Source organism: Streptomyces griseochromogenes, from assembly GCF_001542625.1.
Lineage (GTDB): Bacteria > Actinomycetota > Actinomycetes > Streptomycetales > Streptomycetaceae > Streptomyces > Streptomyces griseochromogenes.
In genome coordinates, this window is record NZ_CP016279.1 from 9583332 (window position 1) to 9599095 (window position 15764).

15 protein-coding genes are annotated in these 15764 nt (G+C 71.6%); 7 read left to right on the plus strand and 8 right to left on the minus strand.

Annotated elements, in window-relative coordinates; genetic code table 11:
- The first annotated feature begins 268 nt into the window (after positions 1-268).
- The 4 genes from AVL59_RS41670 to AVL59_RS41685 all read left to right on the plus strand — a co-directional run bounded on the left by AVL59_RS41670 (position 269) and on the right by AVL59_RS41685 (position 5030).
- Positions 269-1597: an ABC transporter substrate-binding protein gene (locus tag AVL59_RS41670; protein ID WP_067314835.1), complete on the plus strand. Its 1329-nt coding sequence runs from the start codon at positions 269-271 to the stop codon at positions 1595-1597.
- Entirely contained in the window at positions 1594-2619 is a 1026-nt protein-coding gene (locus AVL59_RS41675; protein ID WP_067314836.1) for a carbohydrate ABC transporter permease, read from the plus strand. The genes AVL59_RS41670 and AVL59_RS41675 overlap by 4 nt, the downstream gene beginning before the upstream one ends.
- Positions 2616-3500 (plus strand): carbohydrate ABC transporter permease, encoded by an 885-nt coding sequence (locus AVL59_RS41680; RefSeq protein WP_067314838.1) that lies wholly within the window; start codon positions 2616-2618, stop codon positions 3498-3500. Before AVL59_RS41675 ends, AVL59_RS41680 begins: the two co-directional genes overlap by 4 nt.
- Before the next feature lie 96 nt (positions 3501-3596).
- Positions 3597-5030, plus strand: coding sequence for a GH1 family beta-glucosidase (locus AVL59_RS41685; protein ID WP_067314840.1), 1434 nt, complete (start codon positions 3597-3599; stop codon positions 5028-5030).
- 43 nt (positions 5031-5073) lie between these two features.
- Here the strand turns inward: AVL59_RS41685 and AVL59_RS41690 are convergent, their stop codons facing one another.
- The 3 genes from AVL59_RS41690 to AVL59_RS41700 form a co-directional block, all read right to left on the minus strand.
- Positions 5074-5619: a hypothetical protein gene (locus AVL59_RS41690; RefSeq protein ID WP_067314842.1), complete on the minus strand. Its 546-nt coding sequence runs from the start codon at positions 5617-5619 to the stop codon at positions 5074-5076.
- Between the two features lie 172 nt (positions 5620-5791).
- Positions 5792-7264 carry a glycoside hydrolase family 18 protein gene (locus AVL59_RS41695; protein ID WP_067314843.1) on the minus strand — a complete coding sequence of 491 codons (1473 nt, stop codon included), beginning with the start codon at positions 7262-7264 and terminating at the stop codon, positions 5792-5794.
- Positions 7265-7509: 245 nt separating this feature from the next.
- Complete coding sequence (locus tag AVL59_RS41700; RefSeq protein WP_079147249.1) at positions 7510-8343, minus strand: helix-turn-helix transcriptional regulator; 834 nt, start codon at positions 8341-8343, stop codon at positions 7510-7512.
- 137 nt (positions 8344-8480) lie between these two features.
- On the opposite strand from AVL59_RS41700, the gene AVL59_RS41705 reads away from it, so the two are divergent.
- Entirely contained in the window at positions 8481-9215 is a 735-nt protein-coding gene (locus AVL59_RS41705; RefSeq protein ID WP_067314845.1) for an SDR family oxidoreductase, read from the plus strand.
- Positions 9216-9300: 85 nt separating this feature from the next.
- Here AVL59_RS41705 and AVL59_RS41710 read toward each other — a convergent pair whose 3' ends face one another.
- Positions 9301-10677, minus strand: a complete 1377-nt coding sequence (locus AVL59_RS41710) for a sensor histidine kinase (RefSeq protein WP_067314847.1) — start codon at positions 10675-10677, stop codon at positions 9301-9303.
- The gene (locus AVL59_RS41715) at positions 10674-11378 is read right to left on the minus strand and encodes a response regulator transcription factor (RefSeq protein ID WP_067314848.1); all 705 of its coding nucleotides are present in this window, start codon (positions 11376-11378) and stop codon (positions 10674-10676) included. Before AVL59_RS41715 ends, AVL59_RS41710 begins: the two co-directional genes overlap by 4 nt.
- A 99-nt stretch (positions 11379-11477) precedes the next feature.
- Here AVL59_RS41715 and AVL59_RS41720 point away from each other — a divergent pair, with 99 nt between their 5' ends.
- Positions 11478-11984: a hypothetical protein gene (locus AVL59_RS41720; protein WP_067314850.1), complete on the plus strand. Its 507-nt coding sequence runs from the start codon at positions 11478-11480 to the stop codon at positions 11982-11984.
- Positions 11985-12000: 16 nt separating this feature from the next.
- Here AVL59_RS41720 and AVL59_RS41725 read toward each other — a convergent pair whose 3' ends face one another.
- Both AVL59_RS41725 and AVL59_RS41730 read right to left on the minus strand, forming a co-directional pair.
- On the minus strand, positions 12001-12870 hold the full coding sequence (locus tag AVL59_RS41725) for a spermidine synthase (protein WP_067314851.1): 870 nt from the start codon (positions 12868-12870) through the stop codon (positions 12001-12003).
- Positions 12871-12904: 34 nt separating this feature from the next.
- Positions 12905-13327: a hypothetical protein gene (locus tag AVL59_RS41730; protein ID WP_079147502.1), complete on the minus strand. Its 423-nt coding sequence runs from the start codon at positions 13325-13327 to the stop codon at positions 12905-12907.
- A 261-nt stretch (positions 13328-13588) separates the two neighbouring features.
- Between AVL59_RS41730 and AVL59_RS41735 the strand changes: the two genes are divergently transcribed.
- Complete coding sequence (locus AVL59_RS41735; RefSeq protein WP_067314853.1) at positions 13589-15040, plus strand: hypothetical protein; 1452 nt, start codon at positions 13589-13591, stop codon at positions 15038-15040.
- Between the two features lie 121 nt (positions 15041-15161).
- On the opposite strand, the gene AVL59_RS41740 is transcribed toward AVL59_RS41735, so the two are convergent.
- On the minus strand, positions 15162-15758 hold the full coding sequence (locus AVL59_RS41740; RefSeq protein WP_067314854.1) for a histidine phosphatase family protein: 597 nt from the start codon (positions 15756-15758) through the stop codon (positions 15162-15164).
- Positions 15759-15764 lie beyond the last annotated feature (6 nt).

Sequence of the window (15764 nt, forward strand, 5' to 3'; positions counted from 1 at the left end):
GAATCTAACAGGCCCGTCCATCCCCATCCGCCCACCCGAGCGGGGCCGGCTAACGGCCCGATAACTGACGGCGGTTGCCACCGTCCGCTCCCTTGACACCCCGCCCGGAACCGGCGACTCTTCAACACATCACATGTGGGAGCGCTCCCACGGTACCTGACACCTACACATCCCGCACGTTCCCCGCCCGAGCCGCAGCGAACACCAACGGGCCCGATTTCCATGCAGTCGGCCGGGGGGTCGGCACGTCAGGCAACAGGAGGACGCAATGCGCACGAGCATCCGCCGGTCCCACAGGCTGGGGGCCTTCGTGGCCGTCGCCGCGCTGACCACGGGGCTGCTGGCCGGCTGCGCCAAGGACTCGGACGACGGATCGTCGGACGACTCGGACGGCGGCTCAGGCGGCAAGGGCAAGACCACGCTGACCATCGGGACCTTCGGTGTCTTCGGTTACAAGCAGGCCGGCCTCTACGACGAGTACATGAAGCTCCACCCGGACATCAGCATCAAGGAGAACGTCACCACCCGTACCGACGTCTACTGGCCGAAGGTGCTCACCCGCCTGCAGGCCGGGTCCGGCACCGACGACATCGAGGCCATCGAGATCGGCAACATCACCGAGGCCGTGCAGACCCAGGCCGACAAGTTCGTCGACCTCGGCAAGGACGTCGACAAGTCCCAGTGGCTGGACTGGAAGAACGCCCAGGCGACCACGAAGGACGGCAAGCTCATCGGGCTCGGCACCGACGTCGGGCCGATGGCCGTCTGCTACCGCAAGGACATGTTCCAGAAGGCGGGTCTGCCGACCGACCGCGCCAAGCTCGCCCAGCTGTGGAAGGGCGACTGGTCCAAGTACGTCGACCTCGGCAAGCAGTACATGAAGAAGGCGCCCAAGGGCACCAAGTTCGTGGACTCGGCCTCCTCGGTCTACAACGCGGCGGTGGGCGGCGCGAGCGAGCGGTACTACGACAAGGACGGCAACGTCGTCTGGGACAAGTCCGAGGGCGTGAAGAAGGCCTGGGACGCCGCCATGACCGTCGCCACCAGCGACATGTCGGCGAAGCTGAAGCAGTTCGACCCGACCTGGGACCAGGGCTTCGCCAACGGCACCTTCGCCAGCATCGCCTGCCCGGCCTGGATGGTCGGCTACATCGAACAGAAGTCGGGCGACTCCGGCAAGGGCAAGTGGGACGTGGCGGCGGCGCCGGCGGCGTCCAACTGGGGCGGCTCCTTCCTCGGCGTGCCGACGGCGACCAAACACCAGAAGGAGGCCGTCGCACTGGCGAAGTGGCTGACCGCGCCCGAGCAGCAGGCGAAGGTCTTCGCCAAGCAGGCCAGCTTCCCCTCGACCCCGTCGGCGTACGCGACCCTGAAGCCGCAGGCCGACACCACGGCGTACTTCTCGAACGCGCCGCTCACCCAGATCTTCTCCGACTCCGCAAAGACCATCCCCCCGCAGCCCCTCGGCCCCAAGGACAAGCCGATCGACAACGCGATCAGCGACATCGGCATCCTCCAGGTCGAGCAGAAGGGCAAGTCGCCCGCCGAGGGCTGGGACGCGGCGGCCAAGGAGATCAAGGACGTGCTCGGCCAGTGACCAGCCCCGACGAGGCCCTCGCGCACTCCGCGTCGAGCGCCGACGCCGCGCCCGGCACCCCGCCGGGCGCGGCCCGGGGCGCTCACGGTCGCGGTGCGCCGGCGGGTGCCGACTCCTGGCGCAGCCGGCTGTACCGCTGGGACATGAAGGCGTCGCCGTACGTGTTCGTGGCCCCCTTCTTCGTCCTGTTCGGGGCCTTCACACTGGTCCCGCTGCTCTACACGGCCTGGTACTCGCTGCACAACGTGCAGCTGTCGGCCCTGGACCACCAGACCTGGGCGGGCCTGGACAACTACCAGCACCTGCTGTCCTCGGACTTCTTCTGGAACGCCCTGGAGAACACCTTCACCATCGGTCTGATCTCCACCGTTCCGCAGCTGATGGCGGCCGTCTGGCTGGCCCATCTGCTGAACTACAGGCTGCGCGGCTCGACCGTGTGGCGGGTGGTGATGCTGACTCCGTACGCGACCTCGGTGGCGGCCGCGACCCTGGTGTTCACGCTGCTGTACTCGTGGGACGGCGGCATGGTCAACTGGGTCCTCCACTTCTTCGGGGCGGGCCCGGTCAACTGGCGTGAGTCGGACTGGGGTTCGCAGTTCGCGGTGTCCTCGATCGTGATCTGGCGGTGGACCGGGTACAACGCGCTGATCTATCTGGCGGCGATGCAGGCGATCCCGACGGATCTGTACGAGTCGGCGGCGATCGACGGTGCCAACCGCTGGCAGCAGTTCCGGCATGTGACGATCCCGCAGCTCAGGCCCACGATTCTGTTCACGGTCGTCGTCTCCACCATCGGCGCGACCCAGCTCTTCGGCGAGCCGCTGCTGTTCGGCGGGGTCAGCGGCTCCAAGGGCGGCTCGGAGCACCAGTACCAGACGCTCGGTCTGTACATGTACGACCAGGGCTGGATCATCGGCAATCTCGGCAAGGCGTCCGCGATCGCCTGGTCGATGTTCCTGATCCTGCTGCTCGTCGCCGCGGTCAATCTGCTGCTCACCCGACGGCTGAGGAAGAGCCAATGACGACCAGTGAAGTCACTGTGCCTGCCGCGAAGGTGAAGCGGCGCCGGGCGATGGGCGCGGGCAGGCAGTTGCACGCGGGCCCGGTGACGTATGTCGTGCTGACCGTCTTCGCCCTCGCTTCCCTGGCCCCGCTGGTGTGGACGGCGATCGCGGCCTCGCGTACCGCCCACCGGCTGGACCAGACTCCGCCGCCGCTGTGGTTCGGCGGCAACCTGTTCAAGAACCTGCAGAGCGCCTGGGACCAGGCGGGGCTCGGCACCGCGATGTTCAACTCACTGATCGTGGCGGGCACGATCACGGTGAGCACGGTGCTGTTCTCCACGCTGGCCGGCTTCGCCTTCGCCAAGCTGCGGTTCCGCTTCTCCGGACTGCTGTTGCTGCTGACCATCGGCACGATGATGATCCCGCCGCAGCTGGCCGTCGTACCGCTGTACCTGTGGATGTCGGACCTCGGCTGGTCCAACCAGCTGCAGACGGTGATCCTGCCGAGCCTGGTGACCGCGTTCGGCACCTTCTTCATGCGGCAGTACCTGGTGCAGGCGCTGCCGTCGGAGCTGATCGAGGCGGCCCGGGTGGACGGGGCGAGCAGCCTCCGGGTCGTCTGGCACGTGGTCTTCCCGGCCGCCCGGCCCGCGATGGCCGTGCTCGGCCTGCTGACCTTCGTGTTCGCCTGGAACGACTTCCTGTGGCCGATCATCGCCCTGAACCAGCAGAACCCGACCGTCCAGGTGGCCCTGAACTCGCTCGGCACCGGCTATGTCCCGGACCAGGCGGTGATCATGGCCGGCGCCCTGCTCGGCACGCTGCCGCTGCTGATCGCCTTCCTGCTGTTCGGCAAGCAGATCGTGGGCGGGATCATGCAGGGCGCGATCAAGGGCTGACCTTCCCCCGAGGGGCCGGGCGACCGCCACCCCGGCCCCTCTCCCCCTCTTCCCACCACCGCACCGGTCTCCTACGACGTCAATGGGAGCGCTTCCATGCCCAACACCGTTTCCCCTGCCTCCGTGACCTTTCCCCCCGCCTTCCTGTGGGGCGCCGCCACCTCCGCGTACCAGATCGAGGGGGCGGTGCGCGAGGGCGGCCGCACCCCCTCGATCTGGGACACCTTCAGCCATACGCAGGGCAGGACGGCCGGCGGCGAGACCGGTGACATCGCCGTCGACCACTACCACCGCTACCGGGACGACGTGGCGCTGATGGCGGAGCTGGGCCTGACCGCCTACCGCTTCTCCGTCTCCTGGTCCCGGGTGCAGCCCACGGGCCGGGGCCCGGCGGTTCAGATGGGCCTGGACTTCTACCGCCGTCTGGTGGACGAGCTGCTGTCCGCCGGGATCAAGCCGGCGCTCACCCTCTACCACTGGGACCTGCCGCAGGAGCTGGAGGACGCGGGCGGCTGGCCGGAGCGGGACACCGCCTTCCGGTTCGCCGAGTACGCGCAGCTGGTCGGCGAGGCGCTCGGCGACCGCGTGGAGCAGTGGATCACCGTCAACGAGCCCTGGTGCAGCGCCTTCCTGGGCTACGGCTCCGGTGTACACGCCCCCGGCCGCACCGACCCGGCCGCCGCCCTGCGCGCGGCCCACCACCTCAACCTGGCCCACGGCCTGGGCGCGACGGCCCTGCGCTCGGTGATGCCGGCCCGCAACCAGGTCGCCATCAGCCTCAACTCCGCGGTGGTACGGCCCCTTTCGCAGGAGCCGGCCGACCTCGCGGCGGCCCGCCGGATCGACGACCTGGCCAACGGGATCTTCCACGGCCCGATCCTGCACGGTGCGTACCCCGAGTCGCTCTTCCCGGAGACGGCCTCGGTCACCGACTGGTCGTACATCCTCGACGGCGACGTCCGCACCATCCATGTGCCGCTGGACGCCCTCGGCCTGAACTACTACACCCCGACACTCGTCTCTGCGGCCCCCGGCGAGATCAAGGGGCCGCGCCAGGACGGCCACGGCGCGAGCGAGCACTCCCCCTGGCCGGGCGCCGGCACCGTGCTGTTCCACCAGACCCCGGGCGAGCGCACCGAGATGGGCTGGACGATCGATCCGACGGGCCTGCACGAGCTGATCATGCGGTACACGCGGGAGGCACCGGGCCTGCCGCTGTACGTGACCGAGAACGGCGCGGCCTACGACGACAAGCCCGACCCCGACGGCCGGGTGCACGACCCGGAGCGCATCGCCTACCTGCACGGCCACCTCTCGGCGGTCCGTCGCGCCCTCACCGACGGCGCGGACGTCCGCGGCTACTACCTGTGGTCCCTGCTGGACAACTTCGAGTGGGCGTACGGCTACGGCAAGCGGTTCGGGGCGGTGTACGTGGACTACGCGACGCTCGAGCGGACGCCGAAGTCGAGTGCGCGGTGGTACGGCGAGGCGGCGCGGACGGGGGCGCTGCCGGCGGTGCAGGCCGACTAGCGGAGCGGGGCGCGGCACGCCGGGGAGTGCCGCGCCGGTGCGCTCAGGAGCCGAAGAGCTCGGTCATCTCGGTGAGCTTGCCGTCGCCGCCCACGGCCACGTCGAAGTAGTTCTCGCCATAGCAGTCGCTGGTGTCGGCCTTGGCCGTGGCGGTGTCCTGCGCGGTGCCGTTGACGCAGACCCGGATGTGCTCGAGGCCGCCGCCGGCGGCGGTCGTCTTCGCCGGCCCGCTCTTCTTCACGTGGAGGAGCGTGATGGGGGTGTCGCCGGACTCGACGGTGTACTCGTGTTCCTTCCCGCCCGCCTGGTAGAAGGCGCCCTCGGTGGAGCTGCAGTGCTGTACGGCGTCCTTGGTGGTGAGCGTGTTCATCGCGCCGGAGACGCTCTCGACCAGGACGTACTTGTGGCCCTTGGCGAGGGTCGGGCAGCCGCCCTTGGCGGTGGGGCTCGCGGAGGCGGAAGGGCTCGCGGTACCGGTGGGGCTCGCGGTACCGGTGGCCTCGGCGGTGTCCTCGGGCTGACAGGCGGTCAGCGTGAGTGCGGCGCAGGCGAGTGCGGTCGCGGCAAGGGCATGGCGAATGGACGTCACGGTTCCCCCGAAGTGGTGCGGCCGGGCACGGGCGGCCCGGCGGATGACATGAGAAAGGGACCGTGCGTCGCTGTGACGGACGACGTCCGGCCCCGGTCGAAGATCGACCCGAGCCGGAACTATATAGGCATGATCATGCCTAGTCGGCAGAGGACGCGCGGCCCCCGGCGTGTCAGTTCAGGGCGCCGAACGCCTTCGAGAACGCGAACTTGTCCTGGGCGATCGAGCTGCACGTGGCGTCGGCGGTGGGCTTGGGACCGCCGTCGCACTGCTTGTCGCGGGTCGCGGACCACATGGAGAGCCAGCCGAGGCCCTTGGACTTGGCGAAGTTCACCAGCTGGGTGGCGTCGTCGACCTTGAAGACCTCGGAGGAGACGTCGTTGACGCCGATCATCGGGGTGACCGCGACCGTCTTCCAGGCGGCGGAGTCGGACAGGCCGAGCACGCTCTTGACCTGCGCCTGGGTGGCGGTGGCCGCCTGCTGCGCGTAGTCGCCCATGTCGCCGTTGTACGAGGCGCCGTAGTCCATCGCCATGATGTTGACGGTGTCGGTCTTCACGCCGTTGGACTTGGCGTTGGCGAGGAGGTTCACGCCGTCCTGGGTCAGGCCCTCGGGCATCACCGGGAGGGTGAAGGAGACGTCCAGGTTCGGGTGCTGGGCCTGGAGCTTGGCGATGGCCTGGGCGCGACGGGTGTTGGCGGCCGTGTTGGGCAGGGCACCGCCCTCGATGTCGAAGTCGACCTTGGTCAGCTTGAAGGCGTCGACCGCCTTGCCGTAGGCGGTCGCCAGCGCGTCCGCGGAGGAGCAGGTGGTGGCGAGCTCCGAACCGGAGGCGCCGCCGAAGGAGACCCGGACGTCACCGCCCTTGGCGCGCAGGGAGCCGATCTGGGCGGCCACGCCGTCGCTGGTGAGGTCCGTGACCCCGCCCCACTTGGGGGTGCAGCCCCCGCCGTCCGTGATGAAGGCCAGGTTGAAGTTCTTGACGCCGGTCGCGTCCGCGGCGGCCAACAGGTCGAAGGCCGGGTAGAGGGAGGTGTCGACGTAGGGCGCGAAGCCGGCGGAGGCGGCGGTGCCGCTGCCCGTGCTCGCGGTGGGGGTGGGGGTCGCGCTCTGCGTGGGCGGGGCGCTCTTCGTCGGGGTCGGGGTGGTGGTCTTGGTGGGGGTCGGGGCCGGCGACGGGGTCTGGGTCGGGCGGCCGCTCGGCTCGGGGGTGGCACCGCCGTCCGCGGAACACTGCCCGCCGTCGATCCGGCAACCGGTCGGGGCGCCGGTGCCGTTGACCACGAAGCCGACGGTGACCGACTTGCCCGGGGCCAGGCCCTCCGTGTCCCACTTGGCGGGCTTCACGGTGACGTGCTGCCCGCTGACGCTCGACTCGCCGTTCCACAGCGAGCTGAGCTTCGCGCCCGCGGGAAGGTCGAACTCCAGCGTCCAGGTCTTCTCCGTCCGGCCGCTGTCGTTGGTGACGACGTACTGCGCGGTGTAGCCCGTCGACCAGTCGCTGGTCCTCGTGTACGCGGCGCCGACACCGGCCGCGTGTGCGGTGCCGGTCAGCAGGACCGCGCCGCCACCGACCACGGCAGCGGCCACCAGGCCGCCGATCGCCTTGTTCCTGCCACTGATCCTGCGCCGGTGCGTGCTCATGCGCGTGCCTGCCTTCGTTCATCGCGGGGGTGTGGTGCGGCAGCACGCTAGCGATCCGGAATCGGACAAACGGCTTGATAGGGACGGGCTTTGAAGTCCTTAGGGTGCGCTTAAGGATGGGATCGGGGACGGTTAAAGGTCGAGACCAATTTCGCGTGCGGGGGCGCGCGGGCGCAGGCGGACGCGCGGCGGTGCCATCACGGGCCGAGGCGAGCGCTCAACAAGGTCCGGGCCGTCGATTTCGGCTACTCGGCGGCCTGGCGCGAGGTGGCGTGGAGGGAGCCGAGCAGGCCCAGGGCCTGGGCGCCGGGGCTGCCGGGCTCGGCCTGGTAGACGACGAGCTGCTGGCCCGGAGCGTCGCGTACGTCGAAGGCCTGGTAGGTCAGGGTCAGGGGGCCGACATCCGGGTGGAGGAGATGCTTGGCGTCCTGCGTCTTGCCGCGCACGGTGTGGGTGTTCCACAGACGGGTGAAGTCCGCGCTGTGCTCGGTGAGGACCCGGACGAGCTCCCGCAGCCGTGGGCTGTCCGGGTCGAGACCGGCCGTCTGGCGCAGATGCCCCACGGTGGCCTGTGCCGTGCGGCTCCACCGGGTGTAGAACTGCCGGCCCGCCGGGTCGAGGAAGGTCATGCGGGCCAGGTTGTCCACCTGCTCGAAGGGTGAGTGCAGGGCTTCGGCCAGGGCGTTGGCCGCCAGGACGTCCAAGGTCCGGTTGATGACGAACGCCGGGGCGCCCGGGTGACCGTCCATCAGCTGGCGCAGGGCGGGACCGACCCGGTCCGTGGTGTGGGTGTACTGGTGGCCCGGCGCTGTCCCTGCCAGGTGGTGCAGGTGCGCGTAGGCGTCGGGGTCCAGCCGCAGGGCGCGGCCGAGCGCGTCCAGTACCTGGGCCGAGGGGTGCCGTTCGCGCCCCTGTTCCAGCCGGGTGTAGTAGTCCGCGTTCACCCCGGCCAGGACGGCGACCTCCTCGCGGCGCAGTCCGGCGACCCTGCGCACGCCGTAGCTCGCCATGCCGACGTCCCGCGGCCGCAGGGCCGCCCTGCGGGCGCGCAGGAACTCTCCCAGGTGGTTGTCGGTCATGTCCTCAGGCTAGGCCGCGGGGGCGGCGTGCTGCCTGGGTGTGGTGCACCCAGGCGGTACACGTCCTGGCCGGCGGTCTTCGGCCTGCCCAGACTCGGCCGGGCAGGACTCGTGCTCCACCGAGAGGAACAGCAGGCATGACAGACGCAGCCAAGGTCGTGGCGATCACCGGGGCGAGCAGCGGCATCGGGGAGGCGACCGCCCGCCGGCTCGCCGCCGACGGCCACCACCTGCTCCTCGGAGCACGGCGCACCGCTCGCCTCGACGCGCTGACCAGGGAGATCGCCGCCGCGGGCGGCACCGCGGCGTTCCAGCGGCTGGACGTCACGGATGCCGACGACGTCCGGGCCTTCGTGTCCGCCGCCCACGAGCGCTACGGCCGAGTGGACGTGGTGGTCAACAACGCCGGGGTGATGCCGCTCTCGCCCTTGGAAGCGCTCAAGACCGATGAGTGGGACCGCATGATCGACGTGAACGTGCGGGGGGTTCTGCACGGTATCGCCGCCGCCCTGCCCGTGATGCGCGCTCAGGGCGGCGGGCACGTCGTGAACATCGCCTCCGTCGGCGCGTACGAGGTCTCACCCACGGCCGCCGTCTACTGCGCCACCAAGTTCGCCGTCCGCGCGATCTCCGAAGGACTGCGCCAGGAGTCCGCCGGCGACATCCGGGTCACTCTCGTCTCCCCGGGCGTGACCGAGTCCGAACTCGCCGACACCATCTCCGACCCCGCTGCCCGGAAGGCCATGAAGACGTACCGCGCGGTGGCACTGCCCGCCTCCGCCATCGCGGATGCCATCGCCTACGCCGTTTCCCAGCCTTCGGAGGTCGACGTCAACGAGATCGTCGTCCGTCCCGCCGCCGGCGCCCAATGACCCCTGCGGGAAGGGGGGAAGGGCGGGAAAGAGAGGAAGGGCGAGGAGGAGAGGAGGGGCGAGGAGGACAGGAGCTGCCTGGCCCTCAGCGCACCCCCGCCGCCCGCCGACGTCTGCGCACGGCCCCCCGGTGCCCTCTTCCCGTCGGCCCCCGCCCGTCCAGCTGGAACCAGATCCGGATCTCGGTCCCGCCCAGTACCGACGCGCCGATGCGGACGTCTCCGCCGGTGGCCTCGGCGAGGCGGCGCACGATGTCGAGGCCGAGGCCGGTCGAGCCGGCGCTGCCGGAGCCGCGGCCGCGGGCCATCGCCGCCTCGGGGTCGGGTATGCCGGGGCCCGCGTCGGAGATCAGCACGATCACCGCGTCCTCGCCGTTGTGCACGTCGACCGCGAAGGCGGTGCCCTCGGCGGTGTGCCGGAAGACGTTGCCGAGCAGCGCGTCGAGGGCGGCGGCCAGGTCGGCGCGGGCCACGGGTATGCGCACCGGCCGCTCGACGCCGGCCACCCGCCACTTGCGTCCCTCGTCCTCGGCGAGCGCGGACCAGAACTCCATGCGCTCGCGGACCACTTCGGCCGCGTCGCACCCGGCGCCGGGCCCGGCTGCCGCGGTCTGCGGCTTGGCTTCGCGCGCGGTGCGGATGATGGTGTCGACCTCGCGCTCCAGCTGGGCGACGGCGGTGCGGGTCTGCTCGGCGACGGGACCGGCGCCGAGGGAGGCGGCGTTCAGCCGGAGCACGGTCAGCGGGGTGCGCAGCCGGTGCGAGAGGTCGGCCGCCAGTTCGCGTTCGTTGGCCAGGAGTTGGACGACCTGGTCGGCCATGGAGTTGAACGCGACTGCGGCCAGCCTCAGTTCGTTCGGCCCTTCCTCCGGCACCCGGGCGCCCAGCTTGCCCTCGCCCAGCTCGTGCGCGCCCTCGACCAGCCGCTGCGCCGGCCGCACCATGCGCACCCCGAGCCGGTCGGCGACCGCGACCGAGCCGACGATCAGGCCGAGGCCGACGGCCGCGAGCACCGCCCAGGCCGTGCCGACGCCGTTGCTCGTCTCGGACTCGGGGACGTACACCTCGACGACCGCGATCGCACCGGAGCCGAGCGCGACCGGCTGCAGCAGGGTGGAGCCACCGCCGACCGAGGTGGTGGAGGCGCGGCCCAGTTTCCGTACCGCCTCGATGTCGCGGTCGGCGGCGCGCCGCCGGCCGAGGTCGAGCGCGGGGCGGGTGCCGTCGGCAGGCAGGTGCACGGCCATCCCGGAGTCCGCGCCCGCGGAGGCCACCACCCGCTCCAGCTTGTCCCGGTCGGTGGTGATGGACAGCGCCGGGGCGACCGCGGCCGCCTCCCGCTCGGCGTTGGAGAAAGCGCGGTCGCGGGCCATCTCCTTGACGACGAGTCCGAGCGGAACGGCGAAGGCGACCACGACCATCGTGGTGACCGCCAGGCACACCTTGACCAGGGCCCATCTCATGGCTGCGCCCTCTCTCCCGGGGGTTCGAGCTTCACGCCGACGCCCCGCAGGGTGTGCAGATAGCGGGGCCGGGCGGCCGTTTCCCCCAATTTCCTGCGCAGCCAGGACAGATGCACATCGATGGTCTGATCGTCGCCGTAGGACTGCTGCCAGACTTCGGCGAGGAGTTCCTTGCGCGGAACGACGACGCCGGGGCGGCCGGCGAGGAAGGCCAGCAGATCGAACTCCCGGCGGGTGAGGTCCAGCCGGGCGCCGTCCAGTTCGGCCTGGCGGCGCAGCGGGTCGACGGTCAGCCCGCCGACGCGGATGACCGTGGACGGCGGGGCCTCCGGGCCGCCGGAGCGGGCCCGGCGCAGCACGGCCGCGATCCGCGCCGACAGGTGCTCGACCGAGAACGGCTTGGTCAGGTAGTCGTCCGCCCCGGCGTTCAGCAGCCGGACGATCTCCGTCTCGTCGTCCCGGGCGGTGGCGATGATGACGGGCACGTCGGTGATGCCGCGCAGCATCTTCAGCGCCTCGGAGCCGTCCAGGTCGGGCAGTCCGAGGTCCAGGATGACCACGTCGAAACGGAAATGGGCGACCTCGCGCAGCGCCTCCAGTGCCGTACCGACGCTGCGCACGGTGTGCGAGGCGTCGGTCAGGTGCCGGATGAGCGCCGAGCGTACGAACTGGTCGTCCTCGACCACGAGCACACTTGCCATGCGCCGCACCGTACGCCATGCGGCACGGAGGGGTCCGGCGCCTGTGGATAACTCGGGGCAAGTGCGCACGGCGGTAGTCCTGAGGCAGGATGGCCCCCGATGCGCAGAGGACTCGTACACGTACTGGCGTGGCTGCTCGCGACGGGAGCGGCGGTCACGCTGTCGTGGTGGGGTGTGCACACGGTGATGGCCGGGACGGCGTACGACCCGCCGCGCGCCCTGCCGATCACGGCGGCCGACGCGACGACGCAGGGCTCGAAGCCGCTGGACACGCCGACCGCCCGGCCGGCCCCGTCGAAGAGCGCGTCGGCCAGGCCGCCGGCCCCCGCACCGTCGGCGACGCGGCCTCCCGGCACCGGCCCCTCCCCCACGGCCACCGGCTCCGGCCGGGTCAAGGCCTACGACACCGACGGCGGCCGGGCGGTCTTCGACCTGGGACCGGCGAGCGCCACCCTCGTCTCGGCGACCCCGGGGACGGGCTGGTCGATGCAGGTGTGGAAGACGGAGACATGGATCCGGGTGGAGTTCGGCAAGGGCGCGGACCGGGTGTCGGTGTTCTGCGCCTGGCATGACGGGCCGCCGCATGTGGAGGTGGGCACGTACTGAGCCGCGGCGGGCGGACTCAGCGGAACACCGAGGGCGGCGGGGCCGGGGAGGCGACCGCCGCCTCGTCCGTCACGGGTACGGCGCCGCCGGTGAAGTCGGTGAGCTGCCTGCCGTGTTCGACCCGTGCGGGGTGCGGGTCGCAGGCGGCGCGGCGGGTGAGTTCGGCGAGCGGCAGCGGGAGGTCGCGGGCGACGAGGATGGCGTTGCCGAAGCGCTTGCCGCGCAGCACGGCCGGATCCGCGATCAGGGCGAGTTCCGCGAAACGGGCGGCGGCGGTGGCGATCTGGCCGCGCAGATGGGCGAGCGGCGGGCCGTCGGCGAGGTTGGCCGCGTAGACACCGGAGGGCTTCAGGGCCCGGCGGACCTCGTCCAGGAACTCGGTGGAGGTGAGGTGGGCGGGGGTCCTGGCACCGCTGAAGACATCGGCGATGACCAGGTCGGCCCAGCCGTCCGGCACCTTGGCAAGACCCGCACGGGCGTCCGCCGATCTGATCCGGATCCGGGCGTTCGGGTCCAACGGCAGCTCGCGGCGGACCAGTTGGACGAGGCGGGCGTCGCGCTCGACGACCTGCTGGGTGGAGCGGGGGCGGGTGGCGGCGACGTACCGGGCGAGGGTGAGGGCGCCGCCGCCGAGGTGCACGGCCTGCACCGGCTTGCCGGGCGGGGCGACGAGGTCGATGACATGGCCGAGGCGGCGCTGGTACTCGAAGGAGAGATACGCCGGGTCGTCCAGGTCGACGTGAGACTGGGGCGCTCCGTCGATCAGCAGCGTCCAGGCCCGGGAGCGGTCCGGATCGGGGATGAGCTGTGCGAGCCCGCCGTCGACCGCTTCGACCACGGCATCGACGGCGGCCGACCCGCGCCGGTTGTTCCTGGACCTGCCCACCGGTCCATTTTCGCAGGTGCGGCGGGCATGCGCGTCACCGGCGGCTGTCGGCCGCCTCGATCAGCCGGGCCGCCTCCCCGAGAGCCCGGCGCAGCACCACGGGGTCGGTCGCGAGGTCGGCCTCGCCGGGTGGCAGCAGCCAGTCCGAGCCCTCCACCGGCGGCTCCGGGGCGAGCGACAGCCCCCGCCCGTTCGTCTCGGTGCACGTGCTGCCCGGCACGTCCCAGCAGGCGGCCGTGCCGGCCGGCACCAGGAAGCCGAGGGTGTCGCAGCCGTCGTCGTGCAGTACGGACCCCACCGCCTCCCCTGGCCCGCGCCGCAGGATGTCGACCGCCTCCAGCCCCTGCCGGGCCGGCACCGTCACCAGGTCGCAGGTCGCGTCATCGGTCGCCGGTGACGCACCCGGTCTGTCCGATGTATCCGATGTACAAGGGTCGTTGCTCTGGCTGGTCTCCATGCCGGCCTCCACCACGCCTGTTGCAGTCCACGGGGTTCAACGCGCGAGCGCGTCAACGGCTACGGCACAAGTGCGCCGCAAAGGATGGCAGTTCATGGCAGATCAGGGATGAGATATCCGGTTTGTAGCTAAACCCTGCGTGGCGGGTCCAACACAGCAGGTACGTTCTTGCTCGCCGGAACAAGGGTGTCACACGGACAACTCAGCCCGAATCCACCCCGAGCCGGCATGGTTCGACGGTTCGCACGAGAGGACCCGGCCATGGCGTCGTCAACCGAGACCTCGTCACAGCCCGAACGGCCGCCACGGCCGAACCTCGCCTTCCGGCAGCTGCGCGGGCGGCGCTCACCGGCCGAGTTCGCGGCGCTGGTGCGGCGGGCCGCGCGGGAGATCGACGAGCGGGTGAGCTGTGACGCGCGTTACATCGGCAGGGTGGAGGCGGGTGAGATCCGCTGCCCGAACTACGCGTACGAACGGGTGTTCCTCCATATGTTCCCCGGTCGCACGCTCGCCGACCTCGGCTTCGCGCCGCGCTCGTCCGTCCGCGGACGAGCGGCGCGCACGGCCGTGGAGGCGCCCTCGGCGCTCGGCACGACTGAGACGCGGAGGGTCTGCGAGCCGTATGACACGCAGGACCCGTACGGCACGCACGAGCCGTACGAGAACGACCCACTGAACCACGAGGAGAGCGACGTGCTGCGTCGCGCATTCATGACCGGCGGAAGCGTCACGATGGCCGCCGCCACGCTGGGCCCGCTGGGGCTCGCCACCGACGCCGCGGCGGCGGCCCGGCCGCTGCGCCGCGCCGGAACCCCCGAGGCGGCCGCGCTGGAGGAGGCGGTCCGGCGCATCCGGCTGCTCGACGACCGGCACGGCGCGGACGGCCTGTACCGGCGCGCGGCGGCACCCCTGCGCGCCGCCTACGCGCTGCTGGACGCCGGCGCGACCCGGCAGACGACCGCCGACAGGCTGCACTCGGGCACCGGTGAACTGGCCATCTCCGTGGGCTGGCTGGCGCACGACTCCGGCCGCTTCGACGACGCGCGCTCGCACTACGCGGAGGCGCTGGCCACCGCCCGTATGACCGGCGATCCGGGCCTCGAGGCCCACGCCTTCTGCAACACGGCGTTCCTGGCCCGCGACGCGGGACGCCCCCGCGAGGCGGTGCGCGCCGCGCAGGCCGCCCAGCGCGTCGCCCGCTCCCTGAGCTCGCCGCGCCTGATGTCCCTGCTCGCCCTGCGCGAGGCGGGCGGCTGGGCGGGCCTCGCCGACCGCACCGGCTGCGAACAGGCCCTGGTCCGCGCGCAGGCCCTCTTCGAGCGGGGCCACTCGGAGGCCGATCCCGAGTGGATGAGCTTCTACGGAGAGGCCGAGCTGGAGGGTCTTGAGGCGCAGTGCTGGTCGACGTTGGGCGACTGGCGGCGTGCGTCCCGCCACGCCCGCCGCGCGGCGCACCTCCAAGACCCCCACTTCTCCCGCAACATCGCCCTCTACACCGCTGAACTGGCCGACGACCTGGCCCGTGAAGGCCACCCCGACGAGGCGGCGGCGGCAGCGCTCCGCGTCCTGGACCTCCTGACCCAGGTCCAGTCCTCCCGCATCCAGACGATGCTGGCGGGGACGGCCCGGGTACTGCTGCCGCACCGGCGGGCGTCGGGAGTCTCGGAGTTCCTGGACCGGCATGCGGCGATGCCGAGGGTCGGGCGGGCGTGACGACGCGACCGCGGGTGCGTGGGAGCCGGCCGCGCCCGCGCGGCGGAGCCGCGAATCGATACAGCCCCGCTCCTCTGGAGAGCCGCGCTCGCCGCGGCCGGACAGCGGACCGGGCAGCCGGCTACCCCGCCAAGTGCCCCAAGTCGTTCCAGCTCTCGATCGCCGGCTCCCCGTAGGCCCAGCCCAGAACGGACAGCGAGGTCGGATTCAGCCGTATCCGCGCCGCGAACTCCAGCGGCAGTCCCAGCCACCGCGCACCGATGGACCGCAGGATGTGCCCGTGGGCGAAGACCAGAACGTCACGGTCGGCCGAGCGCGCCCAGGCGACGACCTCGTCCGCGCGCGCGGTGACCTCCGCGAGGCTCTCCCCCTCCGGGACACCGTCCCTCCATATCAGCCAGCCGGGCCGTACGGCCTGGATCTCGGCGGGGGTCATGCCCTCGTACGCGCCGTAGTCCCACTCCATCAGCGTGTCCCAGGACTCGGCACGTTCGCCGAACCCGGCCAGCTCGCACGTCTCACGCGCGCGTGAGAGCGGGCTGGTCCGCACCTCGACCCCGGGCAGCCCGTCGAACGGGGCCCGGTGCAGCCGCTCGCCGAGCAGCTTGGCCCCCCGTCGGCCCTCCTCCAGGAGCGGCACGTCGGTCCTGCCCGTGTGCTTGCCGGACAGCGACCATGCCGTCTGTCCGTGCCGGGCCAGCAGGATGCGCGGTGCCATGAGGGA